The organism is Paraburkholderia sediminicola (genome assembly GCF_046030555.1).
GTDB lineage: Bacteria > Pseudomonadota > Gammaproteobacteria > Burkholderiales > Burkholderiaceae > Paraburkholderia > Paraburkholderia sediminicola_E.
Window position 1 is genome coordinate 20,193 of record NZ_JAQQCH010000030.1, and the last position, 25,517, is coordinate 45,709.

Annotated in this window: 18 protein-coding genes, 1 tRNA gene and 3 pseudogenes; 18 read left to right on the plus strand and 4 right to left on the minus strand. The window is 59.8% G+C overall.

The features are described 5' to 3' along the window. Positions 1–13: 13 nt before the first annotated feature. Together mnmH and selD are read right to left on the minus strand one after the other, a co-directional pair. A complete protein-coding gene (mnmH, locus tag PQQ52_RS30190; protein WP_408219802.1) occupies positions 14–1,081 on the minus strand; it encodes a tRNA 2-selenouridine(34) synthase MnmH in 1,068 nt (355 codons plus the stop codon). A gap of 130 nt (positions 1,082–1,211) precedes the next feature. After that, a complete protein-coding gene (gene selD, locus PQQ52_RS30195) occupies positions 1,212–2,276 on the minus strand; it encodes a selenide, water dikinase SelD (protein ID WP_408219804.1) in 1,065 nt (354 codons plus the stop codon). A 206-nt stretch (positions 2,277–2,482) separates the two neighbouring features. Here selD and fdnG point away from each other — a divergent pair, with 206 nt between their 5' ends. The 8 genes from fdnG to PQQ52_RS30235 all read left to right on the plus strand — a co-directional run bounded on the left by fdnG (position 2,483) and on the right by PQQ52_RS30235 (position 12,628). Then, a complete protein-coding gene (gene fdnG / locus PQQ52_RS30200; RefSeq protein ID WP_408219807.1) occupies positions 2,483–5,551 on the plus strand; it encodes a formate dehydrogenase-N subunit alpha in 3,069 nt (1,022 codons plus the stop codon). Positions 5,552–5,560: 9 nt separating this feature from the next. Then, the gene (fdxH, locus tag PQQ52_RS30205) at positions 5,561–6,493 is read left to right on the plus strand and encodes a formate dehydrogenase subunit beta (RefSeq protein WP_408219810.1); all 933 of its coding nucleotides are present in this window, start codon (positions 5,561–5,563) and stop codon (positions 6,491–6,493) included. Beyond that, a complete protein-coding gene (locus PQQ52_RS30210) occupies positions 6,480–7,145 on the plus strand; it encodes a formate dehydrogenase subunit gamma (RefSeq protein ID WP_408219813.1) in 666 nt (221 codons plus the stop codon). Before fdxH ends, PQQ52_RS30210 begins: the two co-directional genes overlap by 14 nt. A gap of 114 nt (positions 7,146–7,259) precedes the next feature. Continuing rightward, a complete protein-coding gene (gene fdhE, locus PQQ52_RS30215) occupies positions 7,260–8,255 on the plus strand; it encodes a formate dehydrogenase accessory protein FdhE (RefSeq protein ID WP_408219816.1) in 996 nt (331 codons plus the stop codon). A gap of 27 nt (positions 8,256–8,282) precedes the next feature. After that, positions 8,283–9,713, plus strand: coding sequence for an L-seryl-tRNA(Sec) selenium transferase (selA, locus tag PQQ52_RS30220; protein WP_408219819.1), 1,431 nt, complete (start codon positions 8,283–8,285; stop codon positions 9,711–9,713). Next, complete coding sequence (gene selB, locus PQQ52_RS30225; protein WP_408219821.1) at positions 9,710–11,623, plus strand: selenocysteine-specific translation elongation factor; 1,914 nt, start codon at positions 9,710–9,712, stop codon at positions 11,621–11,623. The genes selA and selB overlap by 4 nt, the downstream gene beginning before the upstream one ends. A gap of 48 nt (positions 11,624–11,671) precedes the next feature. Then, a tRNA-Sec gene (locus tag PQQ52_RS30230) sits at positions 11,672–11,767 on the plus strand. 324 nt (positions 11,768–12,091) lie between these two features. After that, positions 12,092–12,628 carry a tyrosine-type recombinase/integrase gene (locus tag PQQ52_RS30235; protein WP_408219918.1) on the plus strand — a complete coding sequence of 179 codons (537 nt, stop codon included), beginning with the start codon at positions 12,092–12,094 and terminating at the stop codon, positions 12,626–12,628. Between the two features lie 64 nt (positions 12,629–12,692). On the opposite strand, the gene PQQ52_RS30240 is transcribed toward PQQ52_RS30235, so the two are convergent. Next, positions 12,693–13,589 carry a LysR family transcriptional regulator gene (locus PQQ52_RS30240; RefSeq protein WP_408219824.1) on the minus strand — a complete coding sequence of 299 codons (897 nt, stop codon included), beginning with the start codon at positions 13,587–13,589 and terminating at the stop codon, positions 12,693–12,695. A gap of 107 nt (positions 13,590–13,696) precedes the next feature. On the opposite strand from PQQ52_RS30240, the gene mdlC reads away from it, so the two are divergent. The 10 genes and pseudogenes from mdlC to PQQ52_RS30290 all read left to right on the plus strand — a co-directional run. Next, a complete protein-coding gene (gene mdlC / locus PQQ52_RS30245; protein WP_408219826.1) occupies positions 13,697–15,277 on the plus strand; it encodes a benzoylformate decarboxylase in 1,581 nt (526 codons plus the stop codon). 19 nt (positions 15,278–15,296) lie between these two features. After that, positions 15,297–16,481, plus strand: a complete 1,185-nt coding sequence (locus PQQ52_RS30250) for an alpha-hydroxy-acid oxidizing protein (RefSeq protein ID WP_408219829.1) — start codon at positions 15,297–15,299, stop codon at positions 16,479–16,481. Continuing rightward, a pseudogene (locus tag PQQ52_RS30255) lies at positions 16,481–17,556 on the plus strand (enolase C-terminal domain-like protein). The gene PQQ52_RS30250 and the pseudogene PQQ52_RS30255 overlap by 1 nt, the downstream one beginning before the upstream one ends. A 109-nt stretch (positions 17,557–17,665) precedes the next feature. After that, complete coding sequence (locus tag PQQ52_RS30260) at positions 17,666–19,015, plus strand: MFS transporter (protein ID WP_408219831.1); 1,350 nt, start codon at positions 17,666–17,668, stop codon at positions 19,013–19,015. Between the two features lie 44 nt (positions 19,016–19,059). After that, positions 19,060–20,523 (plus strand): benzaldehyde dehydrogenase, encoded by a 1,464-nt coding sequence (locus PQQ52_RS30265; RefSeq protein ID WP_408219834.1) that lies wholly within the window; start codon positions 19,060–19,062, stop codon positions 20,521–20,523. A gap of 104 nt (positions 20,524–20,627) precedes the next feature. Beyond that, positions 20,628–20,804: an SDR family oxidoreductase gene (locus PQQ52_RS30270; protein ID WP_408219837.1), complete on the plus strand. Its 177-nt coding sequence runs from the start codon at positions 20,628–20,630 to the stop codon at positions 20,802–20,804. Positions 20,805–20,906: 102 nt separating this feature from the next. Further along, complete coding sequence (locus PQQ52_RS30275) at positions 20,907–22,820, plus strand: FAD-binding monooxygenase (RefSeq protein WP_408219840.1); 1,914 nt, start codon at positions 20,907–20,909, stop codon at positions 22,818–22,820. A 3-nt stretch (positions 22,821–22,823) separates the two neighbouring features. Further along, on the plus strand, positions 22,824–23,264 hold the full coding sequence (locus PQQ52_RS30280) for a MarR family winged helix-turn-helix transcriptional regulator (protein WP_408219842.1): 441 nt from the start codon (positions 22,824–22,826) through the stop codon (positions 23,262–23,264). Between the two features lie 123 nt (positions 23,265–23,387). After that, a pseudogene (locus PQQ52_RS30285) lies at positions 23,388–24,119 on the plus strand (IS6 family transposase). 54 nt (positions 24,120–24,173) lie between these two features. Further along, positions 24,174–24,332 (plus strand): annotated as a pseudogene (locus tag PQQ52_RS30290) (ISKra4-like element ISBusp5 family transposase); the annotation flags it as partial. 50 nt (positions 24,333–24,382) lie between these two features. Here PQQ52_RS30290 and PQQ52_RS30295 read toward each other — a convergent pair. Then, positions 24,383–25,363 carry a LysR family transcriptional regulator gene (locus PQQ52_RS30295; RefSeq protein ID WP_408219845.1) on the minus strand — a complete coding sequence of 327 codons (981 nt, stop codon included), beginning with the start codon at positions 25,361–25,363 and terminating at the stop codon, positions 24,383–24,385. Positions 25,364–25,517: the final 154 nt, after the last annotated feature.

Below are 25,517 nucleotides of genomic sequence, written 5' to 3' on the forward strand. Positions count from 1 at the left end.
CTTTAGTTTTGGATCAGATGACGGCGAGCGCGCTGTTATCGAGCTGAGCGAGAAGTGCCTTTGCCTGCTCGACGACATCGGCGTCGTTGGGCCGAAAATTCATTTGCAACGCACGCGGCAGGTGGACGAAATGCTGATGGCTGCTGCGCGCGTATGCCGGATCATAGTGCCGTTCGATCAGCTCGCGGGCGAGTTCGGCCCGCCTATTTTCATCGACGAGGTGTTGCCAGCCCGTGACGCGCTCCCGGCTATGCAAACCGATCATCTTCTGCAGCTGCGCTTTCAGCGATTCAGGATCGTCGAACAGATGAGCGTAGTCGTGCAGCAGGAACGCCGCCCGATCTTCGTGGCTCGACAACACTTCGACGCAGGCGCCCTCATGAAACGTATCGAGGAGCGCGAGCGGCAGCGAAATCGAACCAATCCGCCGGCTTTCCGCTTCGACGAATACCGGCCGGTTGGGATCGAACGTGCGCAGGGCGGTCACCAGCAGCGTGTCGAAGCGCTTTTGCGACGGTTGCGTAACGCCTGCCCATGCGCCGAGCAGCGAGCCGCGATGGGCCGCCAGCGCTTCGAGATCCAGCGTCTGCGCACCCGCCTGATTCAGTGCTTCGAGCAGGCGCGTCTTGCCGCTGCCTGTCGGGCCTACCAGCGCGATGTAGTTGAATGCCTTCGGCAATGAGTCGAGGGTGTCCAGCGTTGCGCGCCGATAGCCTTTATAGCCGCCGTCCAGCTGACGTGCCGGCCAGCCGATCATATTGAAGAGCGTCGTGACCGAACCTGAGCGCTTCCCACCGCGCCAGCAATAGATCAGCGGCCGCCAGTTGCGTGGCCGGTCGGCAAAAGTCGTTTCCAGGTGATGCGCGATGTTGCGCGCAACGAGTGCCGCGCCGATCCGCGTGCCTTCGAACGGCGAGACCTGTTTGTAAGTCGTACCGACCAGAACACGCTCTTCGTTGCTCAGCACAGGCGCATTGAGCGCGCCGGGAATGTGGTCTTCGGCGAATTCGAGAGGCGTGCGCACATCGATGATTTCATCGAAATCACCGGCTTGATCGAGGCAGACGAGTAGGTTTTTCAAGGGGTTACGGACGAAACGAACCGGCGGGAGGAGCGAAATTATCGCATGCGCCGTGAATGCCGGCTGGCGGGCCGTTCGGCCCCGCTTCCAGACCCTGCGCTTCGGCTTACGCATAAACCCCGCTTGCTGCTCAGATCACCTCGACTTGCTTTTCTCCGCTGACCATTTCGCCAATCACGCGCGCCTCGTCGAAACCGTCGGCGCGGAATAGGGCGAGCACCTCGTCGACCGCTTCCTGCGCGCATGAAACCAGCAGACCGCCCGAGGTTTGCGGATCCGTGAGCAGGGTGCGGGCAGTCGACGGCAATGAGGTCGGCAACACGATGTCTTTACCGTAAGCGTCCCAGTTTCGCCCCGAAGCACCGGTAAAAATGCCGGCCTCCACGAAGCTGACCACGTCCGGCAACCAAGGCAAATCCGCATAGCGCACGCGGGCAGTCAGATTCGAACCGCGGGCCAATTCCAGTGTATGACCGAGCAAGCCAAAACCGGTGATGTCCGTCAGGGCATGCACGCCATCGAGCCTGGCCAACTCGGCGCCCGGCCGGTTGAGCTTGGTTGTGGCCGCAATCATCGCGGCATAGCCGTTTGAATCGAGCCGGTCCTTTTTCAACGCCGCCGACAGCACGCCCACGCCCAGCGGCTTGCCGAGGATCAGTACATCGCCCGCTCGCGCACCGGCATTGCGTTTGACCCGCCGCGGATCGACCACACCGATCGCAACCAGGCCGTAAATGGGTTCCACCGAATCGATCGAGTGGCCGCCGGCGAGCGGAATGCCTGCTTCGGCGCAGACCGACTCGCCACCCTTCAGCACCGCAGCGATTACGTCGTGCGGCAATACATTGATCGGCATGCCGACAATCGCCAGCGCCATGAGAGGCTTGCCGCCCATGGCATAGACGTCGGACAGCGCATTGGTTGCGGCGATGCGGCCGAAGTCGAACGGGTCGTCGACGATCGGCATGAAGAAGTCGGTGGTGGCGACGATCGCCTGCTCGTCATTGAGCCGGTAGACGGCAGCGTCGTCGGCGGTATCGTTGCCCACCAGCAGGTCAGGAAAGAACGGCAGCGGTGCGCTCCGCTTGAGCAGATCGGCAAGCAGTCCGGGGGCGATCTTGCAGCCGCAACCGCCGCCGTGAGACAGGCTGGTCAGGCGGGGTGAATGGCTTGGGGCAGGGAGGGTATCGGTCATTATGGCGCGGATTTCGGGCTTCGAATGACCGCATTATGGCGGTTGTTCGCACGCGGTGCAGGACTGCGGGCACCCACCGGCTTCGTTGAAATCGGCTGCGGCGCTTCATATTTAACAATGTTAATCAGGTGCGCAGTCTCGCTGCAGGACTTCATATCGCCTTCTATAATCGATTTTAGTATCCCCAAAAAAGCCGAGGCCATTACATGACCCACATGTCCCGGCGACAGTTTCTGAAGGTCTCCGCCAGCACGCTCGCCGGATCAAGTTTGGCCCTCATGGGCTTCTCTCCGGCACCCGCACTAGCCGAAGTCCGTCAGTACAAACTGTCGCGCACAACTGAAACCCGCAATACTTGCCCGTACTGTTCGGTGGGCTGCGGCATCCTGATGTATGGACTTGGCGACAACGCCAAGAACGCAAAGTCCAGCATCATCCATATCGAAGGCGATCCCGATCACCCGGTGAATCGCGGCACGTTGTGCCCGAAGGGCGCGAGCCTGATCGACTTCATTCATAGTGAGAGCCGTCTGAAGTATCCGGAGTACCGCGCGGCTGGATCGAATGAATGGACGCGGATTTCGTGGGAAGACGCGCTCGACCGTATCGCGAAGCTGATGAAGGAAGACCGCGATGCCAATTTCGTCGAGACGACGGAGGACGGCAAGAAGGTCAACCGCTGGCTGACCACCGGCATGCTCGCTGCATCGGCCGGTAGTAATGAAGTGGGATATTTGACGCACAAGACTGTCCGCAGTCTTGGCATGCTCGCATTCGATAATCAGGCACGTGTCTGACATGGCCCGACGGTGGCAGGTCTTGCCCCGACGTTTGGCCGTGGAGCGATGACGAACCATTGGGTCGACATCAAGAACGCGGACGTGATTCTGGTAATGGGCGGCAATGCGGCCGAGGCGCACCCGTGCGGTTTCAAGTGGGTCACGGAAGCGAAGGCGCATCGCAAGGCAAGATTGATCGTGGTCGATCCGCGCTTTACGCGTACGGCATCGGTCGCGGACTACTACGCGCAGATTCGGACCGGCTCGGACATCGTGTTCCTGGGCGGGGTGATCAACTATTTGCTCACCAACGACAAGATTCAGCACGAGTACGTCAAGAACTACACGGATATGCCGTTCATCGTGCGCGAGGATTTCTCGTTCACAGACGGGCTTTATTCAGGCTACAACGCTGACAATCGCAAGTACGATCAGAGTTCGTGGGATTACGAACGCGGCGGCGACGGCTTTGCCAAAATCGATCCCACGCTTCAGCATCCGCGCTGCGTCTACAACCTGATGAAGCAGCACTACTCGCGCTATACGCCCGAGCAGGTCGAAAAAATCTGCGGCACGCCGAAGGAAAAATTCCTCAAGGTGTGCGAGATGCTGGCATCGACGGCCGTGCCTGGGCGCGCCGGTACGATCCTGTATGCGCTCGGCTGGACGCATCACTCGGTCGGCTCGCAGATCATCCGCACCGGCGCAATGGTGCAATTGCTGCTGGGCAACATCGGCATTGCGGGCGGCGGCATGAACGCGCTGCGCGGTCACTCGAACATCCAGGGCTTGACCGACCTCGGCCTGATGTCGAACCTGTTACCAGGCTACATGACTTTGCCGATGGAAGCCGAGCAGGACTTCGACGCGTACATCATGAAACGGGCAACCCAGCCGTTGCGCCCGAACCAGCTCAGCTACTGGCGTAATTACCGCGCGTTCCACGTCAGCTTCATGAAGTCGTGGTGGGGCGATAACGCGACTGCCGGGAACAACTTCGGTTTCGACTATCTGCCGAAGCTCGATAAGTCATACGACATGCTGCAGGTCTTCGAGCTGATGAATCAAGGCAAGATGACCGGCTACATCGCGCAGGGCTTCAACCCGCTTGCCGCGGCGCCCAACAAGGCGAAGATCGGTGCCAGTCTGGCCAAGCTGAAGTGGCTCGTCATCATGGATCCGCTCGCCACTGAAACTTCTGAGTTCTGGAAGAACTTCGGCGAGTTCAACGACGTCGATCCAGCCACGATCCAGACGGAAGTGTTCCGATTGCCGACTACCTGTTTCGCGGAAGAGCGCGGCTCGCTGGTCAGCTCCAGCCGCGTGCTGCAGTGGCACTGGCAGGGCGCGGACGGCCCGGGTGAATCGAAGAGCGACCTGGAGATCATGTCAGGGCTCTGGCTGCGCATTCGTAAGGCTTATAAGGAGAACGGCGGCAAGTATCCCGATCCGATTCTCAACATGAGCTGGCCGTATTCGGACCCGGAAAGCCCAACGCCTGAAGAAATCGCCATGGAGTTCAATGGCAAGGCACTCGCCGACGTGACCGATCCCGCTGACAAAACCAAGGTGCTCGCCAAACAGGGCGAGCAATTGGCCGGCTTCGCGCAACTTCGGGACGACGGCAGCACGGCAAGCGGCTGCTGGATCTTCTGCGGTTCCTGGACCGAAGCGGGCAACCAGATGGGCCGCCGCGACAACTCTGATCCGACCGGCATCGGCAATACGCTGAACTGGGCGTGGGCGTGGCCTGCGAACCGGCGGATTCTGTACAACCGTGCTTCGTGCGACGTCAGCGGCAAGCCGTTCGATCCCACGCGCAAGCTGATCGCCTGGAACGGCAAAGCGTGGACCGGAGCGGATATTCCTGACTTCAAGGTCGACGAACCGCCTGAAAACGGCATGAATCCGTTCATCATGAACCCGGAAGGTGTCGCGCGTTTCTTCGCGCGAGACGGTCTGGTGGAGGGGCCGTTCCCCGAGCACTACGAACCATTTGAGACACCGCTCGGCTACAACCCCCTGCATCCGGATAACAAGGCGGTTGTCAGCAATCCGGCGGCGCGCGTGTTTCCTGACGATCGGGCCGCGTTCGGCACGCATGAGAACTTCCCGCATACGGCGACCACCTATCGTCTGACCGAACATTTCCACTACTGGACCAAGCACGCGCGTTTGAACGCGATCGTGCAGCCGCAGCAGTTCGTGGAGATCGGCGAGGATCTGGCGAAGGAAGTGGGCGTGGTCGCGGGGGATCGCGTGAAGGTGTCGTCCAATCGCGGGCACATCATCGCCGTGGCGCTCGTCACCAAGCGGATCAAACCGCTGATGATCGAAGGGAAAAAGGTACAGACAGTCGGGTTGCCGTTGCATTGGGGCTTCAAGGGACTCACGAAGCCGGGCTATCTTGTCAATACGCTGACGCCCTCCGTGGGCGACGGGAATTCGCAAACACCGGAATTCAAGTCGTTCCTCGTCAAGGTCGAAAAGGCATAAGGAAAAGAGATGGCACTGCAATCATTGGACATCAAACGCCTCTCGGCCACGACCTTGCCAGAACCGCAAGTGCGTGTGCCGGTCACGGGCACGGTCGCCAAACTCATCGATGTATCGAAGTGCATCGGCTGCAAGGCGTGTCAGACAGCCTGTATGGAGTGGAACGATCTGCGCGACGAGATCGGCACGACGACCGGCATCTATGACAACCCGCGCGATCTGTCAGAGCATTCGTGGACCGTCATGCGGTTCTCGGAGTACGAAAATACCGAGGGTGATCTCGAGTGGCTCATCCGCAAGGACGGCTGTATGCACTGCGAGGATCCGGGCTGCCTGAAAGCGTGTCCTTCGCCGGGCGCGATCGTGCAGTACACGAACGGCATCGTGGATTTTCACGAGGAAAACTGCATCGGTTGCGGGTATTGCGTGACCGGTTGCCCGTTCAACGTGCCGCGCATTTCGAAGAAGGACAATCGCGCGTACAAGTGCACGTTGTGTTCGGACCGCGTGGCTGTCGGTCAGGAACCGGCGTGCGTGAAAACCTGTCCGACCGGCGCGATCATGTTCGGCACCAAGGAGGACATGAAGCAGCAGGCGGCGGATCGGATCGTCGATCTGAAGGAGCGCGGTTTCCAGAACGCGGGGTTGTACGATCCTGCCGGCGTGGGCGGCACGCACGTGATGTATGTACTGCATCACGCCGACAAAGCCAATCTGTATCATGGCTTGCCGCAGAATCCGAAGATCAGCGCAATGGTTTATCTGTGGAAGGGTCTGGCGAAGCCGCTGGCGCTGGCAGGTATCGCGCTTGCAGCGTTGGCCGGCTTCTTCCACTACACGCGCGTCGGCCCGAACGAGGTGACGGAGGCGGATGAAGCCGAAGCACAGCACGAAGCCGATGAAGCACGCCGTTCGCGGGAGGCATCCGATGAAGCACGCTGAAAACCACGAGCACGTCGTGTTGAAAGACGTGAAGGGCAACAGTCTGATCCAGCGCTATACGCCGAATGAACGGACGAATCACTGGATCACCGCCATCACGTTCGTCTTGCTGGCGCTCTCCGGCCTCGCCATGTTTCATCCGGCAATGTCGTGGCTCTACGCGATCTTCGGCGGTGGCCAATGGACGCGAATTTTGCATCCGTTTGTCGGCTGCGTGATGTTCCTGTCGTTCCTGATTCTTGCGTTGCGCTTCTGGCATCACAACTATCTGGACAAAGCCGACATCCAGTGGATGAGACAGATCGACGACGTGCTCAACAATCGCGAGGAAAAGCTCCCCGCGATCGGTAAGTACAACGCCGGTCAAAAGCTGCTATTTTTCACGATGGTGATCTGCCTGCTGCTGTTGCTGGCGAGCGGCATCGTGATCTGGCGGCGGTATTTCTCGTTCTATTTCCCGATCGAGATCATCCGCCTCGCGGTACTCGTTCATGCCGCGGCTGCGTTCGTGCTGATCGTCGGCATCGTCGTGCACATTTATGCGGCGCTGTGGATCAAGGGATCGATCGGGGCGATGACGCGTGGTACCGTGACCTACGGCTGGGCGAGAAAGCATCATCCGAACTGGTTCAAGGAAATAATCGGCAAGTAGGATTGGTAAGAAGCGCCGCGCAGCTTGCCGCGCGCCGCATCCCGAGCCGCCGCCCTTGTTCGATGAACTGCGGCGGCTCTTCAGTTCTCAGTGCAGTTTTTAGAGGTTGATACTTTGGTTCAACGCATTCTTGAAGCCGGCGATATCGAGTCGCTGGATCACACCGCGATTCCCCGCATCCGCACGCCGGAACGGCTGCTGGTCTTTTCGGCGCGCGCCGCGAGGCTGCGCCAGCTCGCGGCGCGCAGCAATCCGATCGCCGGTTATTTGCGCCTGATGGCCGTGCTGGCGGATGCGCAGCAAACCGTGATCACCGGCTTCAAGGCGAAGCCGCCCAGCGCAGAACTGATCGCGAGCGCGCAACAGCATTCCATGCCGCTGATTCCGGCGCTTTCCGGTGTGCGCGATCCGGCATGGCACGATGTTCTGCGTCAATTACTCGACAGGGTGGAAGCCGCGGGTCCGCTCACGCCGCCGCTCGAAGCGCTCATTGAAAAGCTGCGCACACTCGATCAAGCCACGCTCGACACACAGGCTGACGCGATCTTCGCGCAGCGTTTCGGGGAGGTCGATCCGGCGAGCGCACCGTTCATCATGGCCGCGCTGCAAGTGGTGTGGACCGACCTCGCCGCCGATATTGACAAGCGCGAAGTGCCGTACATCGAGACGCTCGGCCTGTGTCCCGTATGCGGATCGCATCCGGTAGCGAGCATGGTGCGTGTGGGCGGCACGTATGACAATTACCGCTACCTGCAATGCGGCCTGTGCGCGACAGAGTGGCACATGGTCCGGTCGAAATGCTCGAACTGCGATTCGACCAAGGGCATTGCCTATCACGCCGTCGGCTCGCAGGACGCCGACGAAGTCACCCGGGAAGCCGATTCGAGGAATGCGTTTTTGAAGGCGGAGTCGTGCGACGAATGCCATACTTACCGGAAGATCGGCATTCAGTCGAAGGACTACGATTTCGAACCGTTCGCGGACGATCTCGCCAGTCTCACGCTGGACCTGCTGATGGGAGCGGAAGGCTATCGGCGCGCGTCGCCGCATCCGTGGCTTTGGCCAGAGCAGGCCGACAGCGCGGCTGAGTCTTCCGGCGTATCGGGCTGAAGCGCGACTGAGAAAAAGGATTGCCTTGTGAGCGATGTAACCGGCTCCGAATTGCGCGCGCTGATGGCGCGTGTGCCGTCGGTGGAAAAAGTGATGGCGTCGGCCGAGTTTGCGGCGTTGCTGACTGAGTTCGGCCGCACGCAGGTGTTGGGTGCCTTGCGTCACGCGCTCGACACCTGGCGCGCCAGCGCGCAGTTGGGCGCAGCGTCGGTGAGCGCGCTTGATGTCGCACAACTGCAGGCGTCGGTCGAGGCCACGCTACGCCGCCGCAACGCGGCGCGCTTGCGCAGCGTCTTCAATCTGACCGGCACCGTGCTGCATACCAATCTCGGCCGCGCCTTGCTGCCGGACGAAGCGGTGCAGGCCGTGATGAAAGCTCTCACGCAGCCGGCTAATCTCGAGTTCGATCTCGGCACCGGCAAACGCGGCGACCGCGACGATCTGATCGACGAACTCATCTGCGAACTGACCGGCGCTGAAGCGGCGACTGTGGTCAACAACAATGCCGCCGCCGTGTTGCTCACGCTATCCGCGTTGGCCTCCAAGAAAGAAGTGATCGTGTCGCGCGGTGAGCTGGTTGAAATCGGCGGCGCGTTTCGCATTCCCGACATCATGAGCCGCGCGGGCGCGAAGCTGCGCGAAGTCGGCACCACCAATCGCACGCATCTGAAGGATTACGACGAAGCCATTGGCCCGCAAACCGCGTTGCTGATGAAAGTCCACGCGAGCAACTATGCGATCAACGGATTCACCAAAGAGGTCGGTGTCGGGGCCATCGCGCCGCTGGCCCACGCACGCGGCATCGCGGTTGCCGTCGACCTCGGCAGCGGCACGCTGGTCGATCTGACGCAATGGGGCTTGCCGCGTGAGACGACGGTGCGCGAAACCATTGAAGCCGGCGCCGACCTTGTCACGTTCAGCGGCGACAAGTTGCTGGGCGGCCCGCAAGCCGGGTTGATCGTCGGCCGGTGTGGTTTGATCGCAAAGATCAAGAAGCATCCGCTCAAGCGCGCGTTGCGAGTCGGCAAGCTGACGCTCGCGGCCCTGGAGCCCGTGCTGCAGATGTACCGTTCGCCGGAAAAGCTCGCTGAGCGGCTGACTACGCTGCGCTTGCTCACGCGTCCGAGCGACGACATCCGGCTCGCCGCCGAGCGTGTGCAGCCCGCGTTGCAGCGTGCGGCTGGAGAGCGCTATGTTGTGGTGGCCGAGCCGATGTTCAGTCAGATCGGCAGCGGAGCATTGCCCGTCGATGTGTTGCCGAGCTACGGCCTCGTCGTCAGGATTGCCGACGGCAAGCGCGGTGGCCGCCAATTGCTCGCGCTCGAGAAGCGCTTGCGCGAGATGGCGCGTCCCGTCATCGGCCGTATCGCGGACGACGCGTTACGCCTCGACCTACGCTGTCTCGAAGCCGCCGACGAAGCGCAACTGGTCGAGCAACTGATGGGCATGCACGCATGATCGTAGGTACGGCCGGACATATCGACCACGGCAAAACGAGTCTGGTGAGGGCCCTGTCGGGTGTCGATACGGATCGTCTCAAGGAAGAAAAAACGCGCGGCATTTCGATCGAACTGGGCTATGCGTACGTGCCGCTAGAAAACGGCGACGTGCTCGGCCTGATCGACGTGCCGGGCCACGAAAAGCTCGTCCACACCATGACGGCGGGCGCGAGCGGAATCGATTTCGCGCTGCTCGTGATCGCTGCCGATGACGGTGTGATGCCGCAAACGCGCGAACATCTGGCGATTGTGGAACTGCTCGGCATCAAGCGTGGTGCGATAGCGTTGACCAAGATAGACCGCGTTGACGCGCAGCGACTGCAGGAAGTGCACGACGAGATTGCGGCGTTTCTGCGCGGCAGCGTGCTGCAGGATGCACCCGTGTTCGATACCTGCGCAACGCGTGACGACGATCCTGGCGTGGCCGCGTTGAAGGCGCACCTGCACGCAGCGGCAGCAGCGTGGCGCATGAAGCGCGACGACGGCCTGTTCCGTCTCGCGGTCGACCGGGTCTTCACGCTTGCGGGTCAAGGCACGATCGTGACTGGGACTGTGGTATCGGGACGCGTAGCGGTAGGCGATACGATGCTGCTCGCGCCAAAAAATCAGCCGGTGCGCGTGCGTGGTATTCATGCGCAGAATCGCCCATCCGAGATCGGACGGGCAGGCGAGCGCTGCGCGTTGAACCTTGCTGGTATCGACAAGAGCGCGATCGACCGCGGCGACTGGATCGTCGATCCACGTCTGTCGCAAGCCTCGGAACGTATTGACGTCATGCTGACGCTGCTTGCTGATGCACCGTTGACGCTGGAGCATTGGGCGCCGCTGCATGTGCATCTGGGCACGCAGCATCAGGTGGCGCATGCCGCGTTGCTCGATGGTGAGACGCTCGGCGCAGGTCAGCGGGCGCGTGTGCAACTCGTGTTCGAGCGGCCGGTGTGTGCGCTTCCCGGCGATCGCTTTGTTGTGCGTAATGCGCAGGCTAATCGCACGGTTGGCGGCGGTCATGTGCTCGATCCATTTGCGCCTTCACGCAAGCGTCGTTCCCCCGAACGGCTGGCGTGGCTTGACGCGATTCAGATCATGCTCGACACGGGCACGCTGGGTCCGCTCCTCGCAAGGGCGCCGCATGGGTTGTCTCGCTCGTTGCTGGAAAGGCTGACGGGCATGCAGGCGACTGCGCTCGCGTTGCCGTCTAACACGCGCGTCGTGGCGCTTTCCGGTAACGATGCGTTGTTGATCGCAGATGCGTCATGGCAAGCCTTGGCTACGCGGCTGACTACGACACTTAAGCACTACCACGAGCGCTCGCCGGACGAACTCGGCCCGGATGGTTCGCGCTTGCGGCGGATCGCAGCACCGCTCGTTGACGACGCTTTGTGGCGGGCGTTAGTCGACGATGCGGCGGCGCGCGGCGAGATCGTCAGACGTGGGCCGTGGTTGCATCTGCCGGACCACGCGGTGACGCTCGACGAAGCCGAACGCGCGCTCGCGCCGGTGCTGCTGACAACACTGAAGGACGGACGTTTCGATCCGCCGTGGGTGCGCGATCTGGCCAACGCGCATGGCGTATCCGAAGATCGCGTGCGGCAGCTGCTGCGCAAGCTCGCGCGGCAGGGCGAGATTTTTCAGGTCGTGCGTGATCTCTTTTATCACCAGGAGGTGATTCGCGAGCTAGCTTTGGTCGCGGCTTCGGAAGCGCAAAAGAACGCGGGTACCGTAGCGGCAGCACCGTTTCGCGATGTCACCGGTCTTGGCCGAAAACGCGCGATTCAGCTTTTGGAATTCTTCGACCGGGTTGGATATACTCGCTTTCACCGTGGCCTGCATCTGATGCGCACGGATAGTCGTTGGCTCGATCTGTTTTGATTCAGCGTTCGAGTTGTGATGTGTAGTTCAGGTAGTTCAATCACCGTAGGAAGGCATTCGTGTCCGGTGGCGCGGCTGGGCTTCAAACCCAGTTGAGGGCGTCAGACGCTCTCAGGTCGGTTCGACTCCGGCTGCCTTCCGCCAGTCAAGGCTTCCTGGCAATTCCAATATCTTCCGAAAACATCCTCTAGATCGCTGATTTCAAAGCGGTTTATGGGTAACGACATGCTTGCTGCTTCCATCAAGGTCCCGCACAATTTCCGCATGAAGTATGGGTAGCAAGATGAGTCTCGGTCCGCTTTCGCGAGTCTCGCTTGGCGAGGTGCGGAAATTGGCCGCCGGATAGCGTGACATGGTCAGAGACCTGATTGATCCCATCCTCGCCCGGAGTGAGCAGCAGCGCCGACAGTTGCTCGATATCTCTTCGGATACCAATGTAACTTTCCGTGAGGCAGCCGAAGCGTTTATATCCGCGTACAGGAACCTCAGTGGCGCAACCGCAAGCATGTCCAGCAGTGGGGCAACACGCTTAGGACGTACGCATATCCGATGATCGGCGAAATCCGGGTGCGTGACATCGATACCTCGATGATCGTACGGATTCTCCAGCCGATCTGGACGAAAAAGGCGGAGACCGCGCGCCGCGTGCGCGGCCGCATCAAGGCCATCCTCGATGCCGAGACTGTGCTGGGCCATCGCACCGGCAGCAACCCGGCGCGGTACGTTGACCATCTACAACTCGTCTTACCGCGGTCGAAGAAGCGGTCGCAAGTGAGACACCATCCGGCGTTGCCCTGGGAAGATATCCCGAGTTTCGTGCGCGAACTGGAGCAACGTCCCCGACGTGCGGCACGGATCCTCCACCTGCTCATCCTCACGGCAACCCCCACGAACGAGGTGCGCTTTGCGAGGCCAGAGGAATTCGACTTGGACAACCGTGGGTGGTCAATCCCTGGCGACCGCACGAAAAGTGGTCGGCCGCTTCGCGTGCCGCTTTGTGAGTGAGCCCTCGAAATCGTGCGTAGTGCGCTTCCCAAGGTGGATAAGCGGGCGTAGCGATTGTTGAATTTCAAACTCCGCTTAGCGTGCGTGTAATCGTGTCGCAAAACCATTGCTGAGCTGCCGAATCTTCTGCGTGCGGCTGCCAATAGAGGTTGACATCGAAGGACGATATCGGAAACGGCAATGGCAGCGTCCGCATCCTTCCGTCGCTGGCAAAAGCACGCGCGACGCGAGTGGGAAGCGTCAGGATAAGGTCAGTCGACGCAATGACTGCAACGATATTTGTGAAGTGCGGCACGCGAAGCGCAATTCGTCGGGACAGTCCCATCTCCGTCATCACGTCCTCCACCAGGTGGTGTCCTGAGAAGGGAGCGACCACTGCATGGTTCGCAGACACATATTCTTGCAGGTTCAGCGTCTCACCGATCGCCGGATGCGCAGCGCTGAGCAAACAGGAATAGGTCTCCGTGAACAGCGTCCGCTTTCTTGCCTGGCCGCCCGTGAGTTGCAGGTTTCCGACGGCCGCGTCAACGCTTCCGGTAGTCAGCCATTCGGTAATCCGTTCGCTGTCGAGCTGCACGACTTCCAATCCCACCGAAGGCGCGATTGTCTGCAGTTCTTTGACAAGAAATGGGAGGAAATAGAGCTCTCCAAGGTCGGATAGCGCAAGCCGGAAGCACCGGGTTGACTGCGTCGGGTCGAAGTCGCGCGTGGCGGAGATGGCCGTCTCGATGCTATCCAGCGCGTTCTTGAACGCTTGAAACAGCTGGGTGGCGTTGAACGTCGGAATCATTCCTTCACGCGTACGCGTGAAGAGCGGATCCTGTAACAGGTCGCGCAGCCGGTTCAAGGCGTAACTCACGGATGGCTGCGTGATGAACAGGCGCTTCGCGGCGGCGCTCACACTTCCCGTCTCATATATAGCAACGAAGGCACGAATGAGGTTCAGGTCGGTTGTGGTCACGATGATTACCATATATAGACAACATCTATTATCGGATAGAAAAATAGACGATTTGATTTATTTTATATCGAGTCCTAGCATCGATGTATTGACTAGGAAAAAATCTCATGACCACCGTTCACCAGGCATGCTATGAAATCCTTCGCGAGCAAGGATTGACCACTTTCTTCGGTAACCCGGGTTCGAACGAGTTGCCGTTCCTCAAGGATTTTCCGAAGGACTTCCGCTACATCCTGGGCCTTCAGGAGGCAGCCGTAGTGGGGATGGCCGACGGTTACGCGCAGGCGACCGGCCGCCCGGGTTTCGTGAATCTGCACTCGGCGGCGGGCACCGGTAACGCCATGGGCGCGCTCGCCAACGCATGGAACTCGCATACGCCGCTGGTCGTAACGGCCGGGCAACAGGTTCGTGCAATGGTCGGCGTCGAAGCATTGTTGGCAAACGTCGATGCAGCAACGCTGCCTCGTCCGCTGGTGAAGTGGAGCTGCGAGCCGAGCTGCGCCCAAGAGGTTCCGCTCGCATTAAGCCGCGCTATTCACACGGCTGCTACGCCGGCCGCAGGACCGGTGTACGTCTCGGTGCCATACGATGACTGGAAACAGGAAGCAGGCCCGGGCGTCGAACATCTGGCGAAGCGGCGCGTCGAGCTGGCGGGCCTGCCGTCTGCGGAATCGCTAGCGGAGCTGGTTGCATCGCTGGAAGGCGCCTGCAACCCGGCTATGGTTGTCGGTCCCGACGTTGATGCGAGCAATGCAAACGCGTTCGCAGTCGTGCTCGCCGAGAAGCTTTCGATGCCGGTATGGATGGCTCCGTCAGCGCCTCGCTGCGCTTTTCCTACCACTCATGCGTGCTTCCGTGGATTGTTGCCGGCTGGTATCGCGAGCATCAGCCGTATTCTCGACGGCCATGACCTCGTGCTCGTCGTCGGCGCGCCAGTGTTCCGGTATCACCAGTACGAACCGGGCGACTACCTGCCGAAGGGCACCCGCCTTATCGCTATCACGTGCGACATCAATGAAGCGACTCGCGCACCGATGGGTGATGCAATCATTGCGGACGTGGCACTAACGCTTCGCGCGCTGAGTGAGAAGGTTTCGCAGAGCACCCGGCCGGTTCCCGCCGCGACGCGTCGCCCGGAGCCAGCACCCGAAGTGCCCGGTCCGCTGACACCCGAGCGCGTGTTCGATATCCTCGATGAGATGGCGCCGCGTGACGTCATTTACGTGAACGAGTCGACCTCGACTACAAACATCCTGTGGCAGCGGCTGCGTATGACCGAGCAGGGAAGCTATTACTTCGCGGCAGCCGGCGGTCTCGGCTTCGCGCTGCCCGCTGCCGTCGGGATTCAACTGGCAAAGCCCGAACGGCAGGTTATTGGTGTGATTGGCGACGGTTCGGCTAACTACGGCATCCAGGCACTCTGGACCGCTGCTCAATACGACATCCCGGCGATTTTCATCATCATGAAGAATGGCACGTATGGTGCGTTGCGCTGGTTCGCCGGCGTCCTTCAGGTCGAAGACGTACCTGGACTTGATGTGCCGGGCCTCGACTTCTGTGCTCTCGCTCGTGGATACGGTGTGGATGCCCTACACGCGGACTCCAGTGCAACGTTGACCGCGGCGCTGCGGCAGGCGCTTGCCAGCAAGAAGCCGGTGCTTATCGAAGTCGATACGCGCACGGCGTGAGCAAGCAACGGAAAGTGAAATGAGCAAGCCTGTGAACGTAGCCGACTTTCGTCTCCTGGCGAAGAAGCGCCTGCCTCGAATGGTGTTTGATTATCTCGAAGGCGGCGCAGAAGATGAACTCGGTTTGAAGCACAACCGGCAAGTCTTCGAAAGCGTTCGGTTCCAGCCGCGCCGTCTGGTCGACGTCAGCAAGCGGAGCATTGAGACAACGCTCTTCGGCAAGCCGTTGAGCGCACCGCTTGTCATCGCCCCGACCGGGCTGAACGGCATTCTCTGGCCAGAGGGGGACCTCGTGCTGGCTCGCGCAGCGGAAAAGTCTGGAATTCCCTTTGCACTGTCGACCGCGTCGACAGCCTCAATCGAGGCCGTGGCAAAGGCATCTGGAGGCGAGCTCTGGTTTCAGCTCTACGTCGTGCACCGGAAGCTGGCCGAGTTGCTGGTCAAGCGAGCTTTGAGCGCTGGATACACCACGCTGATTTTGACGACCGACGTTGGCGTGAACGGGAAGCGTGAGCGCGATATCAGGAACGGTTTCGGGCTGCCGATGAGCTACAGCCCCAAAACTATTCTCGATGGCGCTCTTCACCCTCGCTGGTCATTTGACCTGATACGCCATGGTGTGCCGCAATTGGCGAACTTTGCCAGCGATGACGTGCAGGACACTGAACTGCAGGCAGCATTGATGAGCCGGCAGATGGATGCGAGCTTTTCCTGGGACGGCCTGTCGTGGCTGCGAAGCCTGTGGCCGCACAAGCTCCTCATCAAGGGGATTAGCTGTCCCGACGATGCCGAGCGATGCATAGCGTTCGGTGCGGACGGGGTCATTCTCTCGAACCATGGCGGACGCCAGCTTGATAGCGCCATCGCGCCACTGGAAGCACTCGAGCCGACCGCAGCTCGCCTTCATGCTCCCGTTCTCCTCGACAGCGGAATCCGACGAGGCTCCGATGTTGTCAAGGCACTCGCAAAGGGAGCGAAAGCTGTGCTGCTCGGCCGCGCGACCCTGTACGGACTCGCTGCGGATGGAGCGCGTGGCGTAGACGCGGTGCTGGAAATCATGAAGGACGAGATTGACAGGACGCTCGCCCAAATCGGTTGCCCTTCCGTTTCGAAGCTTTCCAAAGACTATGTCTGGACTGGCAACGCATTGGAATCTTCGCGGGCCGAAGCACCGAGGTACGAACCCGATGTGATGGAGAAGTGATGAGCGACACGAAAATCGTTGGACTGCGCACCCGCGCAGTGAATGTTCCTTTGGAATATCCGGTTAAGACGGCTGTCGGTACGGTGGCAAGTTCCCCGCTCGTCCTGCTCGATCTGCAGACGGATAGTGGTGTTACGGGGCATGCCTACCTCTTCACCTATACGCCTCTAGCCTTAAAGCCAGCGAAACAGATGGCGGGCGAGCTGGCGGTCGTCATCGTAGGCCAACCATTGGCGCCCCGTCACATCGACCAGCTGCTGCAGTCGAAATTCAGGCTTCTTGGAAGTACGGGCCTCGTCCGGATGGCGACGGCCGGCGTTGATATGGCGCTGTGGGACGCGAAGGCCAAAGTGCACGGACGGCCACTTGTTGAACTGCTCGGCGGCCTCGCCCGGCCATTGCCCGCGTATGACAGCCACAGCATGGATGGCGTCGAACTCGCGACGCGTCGCGCGGAGGGCGCAGCGGAGGCCGGCTTCACCGCCATCAAGACAAAAATCGGCTATCCGACCCTTCAGGACGACATCAAAGTTGTTCGGAGCATCCGCGACGCGGTCGGCGATGAGGTTCAAATCATGGTCGATTGCAACCAGGGACCGTTCCGGAAGCTATCCGGCGAGGCCTGGTACTGGAGCAGGAGGGCGTGGCGTGGGTGGAGGAACCGACGTTGCAGCAGAATTACGAAGGACACGCAAAAGTGCGCGCGGCACTGAATGTCCCGATTCAGATGGGTGAGAACTGGTTCGGACCTGACGAAATGAGTCTCGCGATTAGCGCGGGCGCCTGCGACCTGTGCATGCCGGACCTGATGAAAATTGGCGGGGTGACCGGATGGCTCCGGGCAAGTGCGCTTACGGAACAGCACGGGTTGCCCATGTCGAGCCACATCTTCCAGGAATTTAGCGCTCATCTTCTGGCGGTCAGCCCTACGTGTCACTGGCTGGAGCGAATGGACCTTGCCGGGCCAATCCTCGAGCCGACACTGAAGTTTAAAGACGGTAAGGCGCACTTCGGCGAGCTGCCTGGTGCGGGCATCGTCTGGCGAGAGCGGGAAATCGAGCGGTTCTCGGTTTAAACGCGGAACAAAGCGCCGCGCATATCGGGCGGCGCTGTTGCTATATATAAGTAATACTAAATATTTGACGACGTAGAGCGGTTTTGTTTGCCTAAATTTGGAGACAAACATGAGCACCGACATTATCGACGACATGGTCGATGGCACGCGCGTCAACTCGTTTCACGTAATGATTATGTTCTGGTGCTCGATGCTTATGCTGTTCGACGGGTACGACCTGGTCATTTATGGTTCGGTCCTTCCGCAACTGATGGTCGAATGGAAGCTTCCGGCGGTGACGGCAGGCATCATTGGCAGCAGCGCCCTGTTCGGGATGGTGATAGGCGCCCTATCATTGGGAAGCTCGTCGGACAGATTCGGACGCCGCCGGGTGATTCTTACGTGCCTGCTCATCTTCGGTGATGCCGCGTTCGGAAACGGCTTTTGCGAGAACTCGACGCAGTTTGTCATCTGCCGGTTCTTTACCGGGGTCGGTCTAGGCGGCATGGTGCCAAACATCGTCGCCCTGGTGACCGAGATGTCACCGAAATCAAAGTGCAACATCATGGTAACCGTGATGTTGAGTTTCTTCTCGGTAGGCGGGGTAATCGCTGCGGTGTTGGGCAAGGTCATAACACCCACCTTCGGATGGCGAGCCAACTTTCTGATTGCCGGTCCGCCGTTGCTCGCGCTCCCGATTCTATTCCGTTGGTTGCCAGAGTCGATTGCCTTCCTTCTGGCAAATCGGCGTTTCGTCGAAGCCGACCGCATTTTGCGCAAACTCGCTCCGGGGTATCAAGGTAGCGCCGATTCGCTCGCTTCTATGTTGTCTACGACATCGGTGAAGCGGACGCAGTCGCGAACGGTTCAGATTTTCAAGGAAGGACGGGCAGCAGATACCCTGTTTCTTTGGATTGCATTCGGCATGTGCATGCTGATGGTCTATGGCCACGAATACGTGGCTTCCCAAGTTGATGACAGCCAATGGATATTCGCTCGGCTCGCGTCTCACCTTCCTTATCATACTCAACGCTGGCGCCATTCTGGGCGGCCTTGCAAGCGGCTGGCTCGCGGACAATGGGGTGGCAAAGGCACGCTCATCCTGTTCTTTGCGGTTGCCTCAGTGTCAATCGGCCTCCTCGGTTACAGGCAGAACACCTTCAATCTTAATGTTCTGCTCATGCTAGCTGGTGCAACGACTATCGGCACCTTGTGCATCGTGCACGCATTTGCTGCCCAGTTTTATCCGGCGAACGTCCGGTCGACCGGCATCGGCTGGGCTGCTGCGGCCCGCCGATTTGGCGCAGTCGCCGGTCCCGCCTTAGGTGGTTACCTTGTCAGCACGAATCTTCCAATCACTTTCAACTTCATGGTGTTTGCGGTCCTGGGTGTCATCGCGGCTATCGCCATTGCACTCGCCTCTGGGAAGAAAAAGCCGTTGGCAGAGAGCACAAAAATTGTCTTGACGCCTGCGGATTGACACCAATAAACGAGAAATTGAAACCGCTTTCAAAGGAGGTAATTATGAGCACCATCGAAAACAAAACTGTGTGGGAAAGTCATGTCTATTCAGACGGCTGGGTTAGAGCTGCAGGCGGCGTCTCGCCGGTAGTCGAACCGGCGACGGGGGAGACGCTGGCCTGTGTCGGACTAGGCAATCCGGCTGATATCGACCGGGCCGCAAAGTCTGCAGCGATAGCGCAGGAAGCATGGGCATCTACATCGTTTGACCAGCGAGCTGCTGTGCTCAGGGAGGCTGCAAGGCTGCTTAAGGAGCGTGCGCCCGAGATTAACGCGTGGAACGTCAGGGAATGCGGGTCCACTCCGACAAAGGCCCAGTGGGAGTTGCATGCAACTTACGAGCAGTTACTGGCGGCCGCAGCGATGCCCATGCAGCCTGAAGGTACTCTATATCCCTCAACGATGCCCGGCCGCATGAACATTTGCCGACATGTGCCAGTTGGCGTTGTCGGTGTCATCGCCCCGTGGAATTTCCCCATCCTGCTCTCGATGCGTTCGGTCGCTCCCGCGCTTGCCGTTGGCAACGCAGTGGTATTGAAGCCGGACCCGCAAAGCGCGGTTTGCGGGGGATTGCTACTCGCGAAGGTCTTTGAAGATGCTGGCTTGCCCTCGGGCGTTTTGCACGTTATCCCGGGAGCCGCCGAAGCCGGGGATGCTCTCGTGCGTCATCCACAGGTCGGGATGATTTCGTTCACAGGCTCGACAGCCGTGGGACGCTCAATTGGCCGCATCTGCGGCGAGATGCTCAAGAAGGCTGCACTTGAGCTGGGCGGCAACAATGCCATTATCATTCTGGAAGACGCGGACCTGGATGCCGCCAGTTCGAACGGAGCATGGGGTTCGTTTCTTCACCAGGGACAGATTTGCATGCAGACAGGAAGACATCTCGTACATCGGTCGGTCGCCGATGAGTATGCAGACAAGCTGGCTCAGCGCGCCAGAAATCTGCGTGTCGGCAACCCACATACTGAACAGGTTCACCTCGGGCCGCTCATCAACAAGAAGCAACTCGACAGAATCGACGACATTGTGCGTAAGAGCGTGGCGGCGGGGGCCACCCTTCGCGCTGGAGGTGAATTCACGAAGCTTTTCTATTCGCCGACTGTGCTGACGGGGGTGACCGCCGATATGCCAGCATTCCAGGAAGAAATCTTTGGGCCGGTGGCACCCATCACTGTGTTCGATACAGATGATGAGGCGGTTCAACTGGTCAATGGGTCGCCGTACGGTCTGGCTGCGGCATTACATACGCGGTCGTTGTCGCGCGGGCTCGCGCTGTCATCTCGAATCAAAGCCGGCATGGTGCACGTTAACGACCAAACCGTGAACAACGAATTCCATGTGCCGTTCGGCGGTATGGGTGCGTCGGGAAATGGTGGCCGATTCGGAGGTCCAGCAAACCTTCACGAATTTACGCAGACGCAGTGGGTAAGCGCTCTCGACAAGCCAATAATTTATCCATTTTAGGGCGCAGCCGGGAGCAAGCGTATGGCATGCCGACGGGGCTGCGTTAAAAGTGGCGAACGTCGGCTTTGTCCTGCATCTGCTTCCCGACTACTCCGCTACGGGTAATGCCTATCGACCTCAACCTGACAACGCCAGCGGCTGCGCTCGCCAATCAGTCCATCAAGCATTTTGTCGATCCGGCGGACATCGCGGTGCTCGCTGTTTTTCTGGCATCCGATGCCGGGCGTTCCATTTCGGGGCAAATGATCCCGATAGACGGCGATTCACAAAGCGCATCCTGAGATCAGGGTAAACATTTATGACGACACGAAGTGCTTTTAAATAGTTGGTGTGCGGAGTATATTCGTCACCAAGGTGATCAAGACTGATTGGAGGAAGACATCATGCAATTTCATCTCAACGGTTTGCGCGTCGGGGATCCGATGATCGAGCCAGTTGCCGATGGCGCGCCTCGCGTCGAAATGCCCGATACGGTCGATGTGCTCGTCGCCGGAAGCGGTCCGGCCGGGCTCGTGCTTGCGGCTCAGTTGTCGCAGTTTCCGTCGATCACGACGCGTATCGTCGAGCGTCGCTCGGGACCGTTGCTGACGGGGCAGGCGGATGGTGTCGCGTGCCGCACGGTCGAGATGTTCAATGCATTCGGCCTGAGCGACCGCTTGTTGCGCGAAGCCTATTGGGTCAATGAGACGGTCTTCTGGCGGCCCGATGCAAATGATCGTGGCGCGATCAAGCGTACCGGACGTGTTCAGGATACCGAAACAGGCACGTCGGAGTTCCCGCACGTCATCGTTAATCAGGCGCGCGTTCAGGACTATCTGCTCGATGTGATGCGCCGTTCCGCGCAACGGCTCGAGCCGGATTACGATCTCGAAGTCGTGGACGTGCAACGCGATAGCGAGGGCGAGTATCCGGTGCGCGTCACGCTACGCCGCACGGACGCAGCGCGACGCGATGAAAAGGTCGTCGTGCGTGCGCGCTATCTCGTGGGCTGCGATGGCGCGCGCAGTCGCGTGCGCACGGCCATCGGCCAAACGCTGCGTGGCGATGCCGCCAATCATGCGTGGGGCGTGATGGATGCGCTCGCCGTCACCGATTTTCCGGACATTCGGCTGAAGGCTGCGATTCAGTCTGCGAGCAAGGGCAATCTGCTCATCATTCCGCGCGAAGGCGGCTATCTCGCGCGCTTTTACGTCGATCTTGGCGAAGTCACGCCTGAGAATCGCGACACCATCAAGCAGATCACGGTCGAGCGCATCATTCAGACCGCGCAACGGATTCTGCATCCCTATTCGCTCGACGTGAAAGAGATCGCGTGGTTCTCGGTTTATGAAGTGGGACAGCGTTTGACCGATCGCTTCGACGACGCAATCGCGCCCGACGGAACATCTCGCGAGCCACGTGTGTTCATCGCCGGCGATGCTTGTCATACGCATAGCGCGAAAGCGGGTCAGGGCATGAACGTTTCGATGCAGGACGGCTTCAATCTCGGCTGGAAGCTCGGCGCAGTGCTGCAAGGACTTAGCGACATTGACCTCTTGCGCACGTATTCGGATGAACGCCAGCCCATCGCGCAAGAGCTGATCGACTTCGACAAGGAATGGTCCGCGATGATGGCCGCGCCGCCGAAAGATCCCAATCGCCCCGAAGCAGACGGCGTCGACCCAACGGAACTGCAGGACTATTTCGTTCGCGCAGGCCGATATACGGCGGGCGTCGCGACGCGATATCGGCCGGGCGCATTGACGGGTGAATCGACATCTCAATCGCTCGCGAGCGGCTTCACCATCGGCACGCGCTTTCATTCGTCGCTCGTCGTTCGTCTCGCCGACGCGAAGCCGATGCAACTCGGCCATGCGGCACGCGCCGATGGTCGCTGGCGCTTGTACGCTTTTTCGGACGCAAGCGGAAGTGCGCTCAATGCACTGTGCGAACATCTCGCCAAGTCGCCAGATTCGATCTTGCGTCTCGTCACGCCAGAAAATGCCGATGCGGATAGCGTCTTCGATCTTCGCGCCGTGTTGCAGCAGCCTCATCGAGAAGTACGACTCGAAGATCTGCATGCGTTGTTGCTGCCGCGCAAGGGACGCTACGGCCTCATTGACTACGAGAAAGCGTTTACGAGCGACGCAGCGACTGATATCTTCGACGAGCGTGGCATCGAGCGGGAACGGGGCGCGCTCGTCGTGGTCCGTCCGGACCAGTACGTCGCGCATGTATTTCCGCTGGACGCCTATGCCGAATTGAATGCGTTTTTGCGGCCCATTTTCCGAACGAACACTTCTGCGCTACGGGCTTAGAAATTGCCGACCAAACACAACGACTCCGAAACGCTTTCCAAATTCACGGGCAGCCTGGTACGCCGCGCCCAGCAGCGCCACGTAGCGGTATGGCTCAGCGAAGTCTCCGCCGAGATCACGAGCGTTCAGTACGCGGCGCTCGCAATCTTGCAGTTAACGCCCGGCGTCAATCAAAGACAACTCGGCGATGAACTCGACGTGGACCGCTCGACAATCGCCGATCTAGTCGCGCGCATGGTCCGCAATAATTTGATCGAACGCTCGGACGATCCGGTCGACAAACGTAGCTATGTGCTGTTCCTTACTCCCGCCGGTAAGAAGCAGCTTGCGACGTTGCGTCCACGTGTCGAGGAGGTCGAGCGCATTCTCACTGCGAGACTGACACCGACCGAATGTCTGGACTTGCGGCGCCTGCTTTTGGCGCTGTTGCCGCTGGGGGAATAGTGCGTTTGTTACTCGCAGGGGTGTCGTTGCAGTCGCGCGAGTGCAAACGGCTGCTTCGGCCACAAGCGCGCATCCGCTTGAAGGGCTTTGTCACGTTGCCGAGGTGGTCGCGTAAATCGGGAGATGAAAAAGACGAAATCTCTCTATCACGGCCATCGCTTCCCGGCGGTGGTGATCAGTTGTGCCGTTCGCTGGTATTTCCGGTTTCAGTTGAGCTTGCGCGACATTGAAGAGCTACTGTTCGAGCGAGGCATCGTGGTGAGTTACGAAACCGTGCGTCGCTGGTGCGATAAATTTGGCACGGAGTTCGCGCATCGCGTCAAGGCTGTCCGGCGCAAACCGGGCAGTACCTGGCATCTCGATGAGTTGTTCGTGATGCTGCGTGGTGAACCTTATGTGCTGTGGCGAGCCGTCGACGAGCACGGCGCCGAACTCGATATCCTGCTGCAGAAGCGGCGCGACACGGCCGCAGCCGAACGATTCTTCAAGCGCGTGCTTCGTTCGTGCCCGGTGCCGCACAAGATCGTCACCAACCAACTGCGCAGTTATCCGGCCGCGAAGTCCAGGATCCCCGAACTGGCAAACGTCAAACATATGTTCGTCAGGGCTGCAGCCCGCGTGAACAATCGGGCCGAGAATAGCCATCAACCTACGCGTGAACGTGAGCGGCGCTTGCGCGGGTTTCGCGACCCAAAGCGCACCCAGGTGTTTCTTTCGGGCTTCGGACCGATCCGGTAGCACTTCGCGCTCAAGCGACATTTGCTGCGCGCTTCTCTCTACCGCAAACAGCTCGCCCAGCGTTTTGACGCATGGCATCGTTTCACCGAACTCACCCAGAATCCGTCAGCCGTCTGAGCCAATACGCGTCCTCTGTAGATTTGCGCCGCCGATCAGCCAACGTGACAACGCCAGCATATGCGCTGGAGTCGCGTGGACGCACACAGTGTCGTACAACTGCGCGTCGCGCTGTTGAATCAAGAACTCCACGAACTCGCACGGCGACAGTTTCCGTGGATTGGACAGCGACGTGTTACGTGGCCCTGGCAGAGAACATTCCAAGGTTTTTAACGGCTTCCGCCAACACCAGTTGCATGATTGGGCACACACAAACTGGTGGCCTAGCTCTCTCGATCGGTTTGCAAGTCTGACATGGCATGACCGCTCCGCGCGCTGCCCTCACAAATCGTTTTCAATTGGGCGACGAATTTTCCTGCGACAGCTCCTACTGGTCGATCTTTGCGCCAAATGGCCGACAACGGAACTGTGTCGAATGGCAGAGCGAAGTTGATTTTGCGAAGTCCATACAACGCCCCGACCTCGTTGATCGCAAGGCTGGGCTGAAAAGTGATCATGTCGGTCTGCGCACAAATTGCGAGGTTGATCGAGTGCACATCGGAATACGTAACGCGATTCGGCAGCGGCAGTCCGATCGCGTCCAGGATGTTGCGCAAAGTCGCCAGCAACATGCTTGGGGCTTCGGGGAGAAACCAGGGGAAGGCGACCATTTCGTCGAGCGTGACCGCCCTACCAGCAAGGGGATGCTCGGCTCGCGCTACGAATACCGGCCCACCGTCGTAGAACAACGGCTCGAAATGCAAAGACTCATGCGTGTCGACATTCTTCCAGCGCCCGATTACCAGATCCAGCTCTTCAGCCACGAGCGCGGGTAGCAATTGCTCCATCGACCCCTGTCGCAACGTCAGCCGCACTCGTGGCGACAGTGTCTGGAAATCGTTGACGCACTGCGATAGTGAGGCCCATATGCCCACGGGCGTAAACACACCCATCGTCAGCGTGCCCGCTTCGCCTTTCAACAGGGCGTCGCATTCGTCTCCGGCGCGCTCCAGGTCTGTCATGACCCTCGCGCTGTAACGTATGAGGACCTCGCCGAGCAGCGTGGCGCGTGAGCCGAACGGGGTGCGTTCGAACAGTTGCGCTCCCAGGAGCGCCTCCGCTTCTGTCAACGTCTTGGAGACCGCCGACTGGCTAAGTGCCAACTGTTCGCTGGCTTTCTGCAGGCTGCCCGCGCGCCCGATCGCGTGGATGACCGAAAGGTGCCGCAACTTGAGGCGGCCGACGAGCTGTTTGGTGTCTTGCATTCGGTACTCTCCCGGACATGACGAAACGTCATGTCCCACGCCAGTTAATTCGCTTTTTTTGCGTTTCAAAGGCCATCAGACTTCCATCGAAGCCCCACATGGCGACATAGATCCAGTCCCGAGCCGATTATATCGGCAGCGCGCCACTGTCCCA

Bases quoted from the DNA above. Each gene is read 5' to 3' on its own strand.
- selD (WP_408219804.1), bottom strand. From the start codon at position 2,276: ATGACCGATACCCTCCCTGCCCCAAGCCATTCACCCCGCCTGACCAGC.
- fdxH (WP_408219810.1), top strand. From the start codon at position 5,561: ATGGCACTGCAATCATTGGACATCAAACGCCTCTCGGCCACGACCTTG.
- PQQ52_RS30210 (WP_408219813.1), top strand. From the start codon at position 6,480: ATGAAGCACGCTGAAAACCACGAGCACGTCGTGTTGAAAGACGTGAAG.
- selB (WP_408219821.1), top strand. From the start codon at position 9,710: ATGATCGTAGGTACGGCCGGACATATCGACCACGGCAAAACGAGTCTG.
- mdlC (WP_408219826.1), top strand. From the start codon at position 13,697: ATGACCACCGTTCACCAGGCATGCTATGAAATCCTTCGCGAGCAAGGA.
- PQQ52_RS30250 (WP_408219829.1), top strand. From the start codon at position 15,297: ATGAGCAAGCCTGTGAACGTAGCCGACTTTCGTCTCCTGGCGAAGAAG.
- PQQ52_RS30260 (WP_408219831.1), top strand. From the start codon at position 17,666: ATGAGCACCGACATTATCGACGACATGGTCGATGGCACGCGCGTCAAC.
- PQQ52_RS30265 (WP_408219834.1), top strand. From the start codon at position 19,060: ATGAGCACCATCGAAAACAAAACTGTGTGGGAAAGTCATGTCTATTCA.
- PQQ52_RS30270 (WP_408219837.1), top strand. From the start codon at position 20,628: ATGCCTATCGACCTCAACCTGACAACGCCAGCGGCTGCGCTCGCCAAT.
- PQQ52_RS30275 (WP_408219840.1), top strand. From the start codon at position 20,907: ATGCAATTTCATCTCAACGGTTTGCGCGTCGGGGATCCGATGATCGAG.
- PQQ52_RS30295 (WP_408219845.1), bottom strand. From the start codon at position 25,363: ATGCAAGACACCAAACAGCTCGTCGGCCGCCTCAAGTTGCGGCACCTT.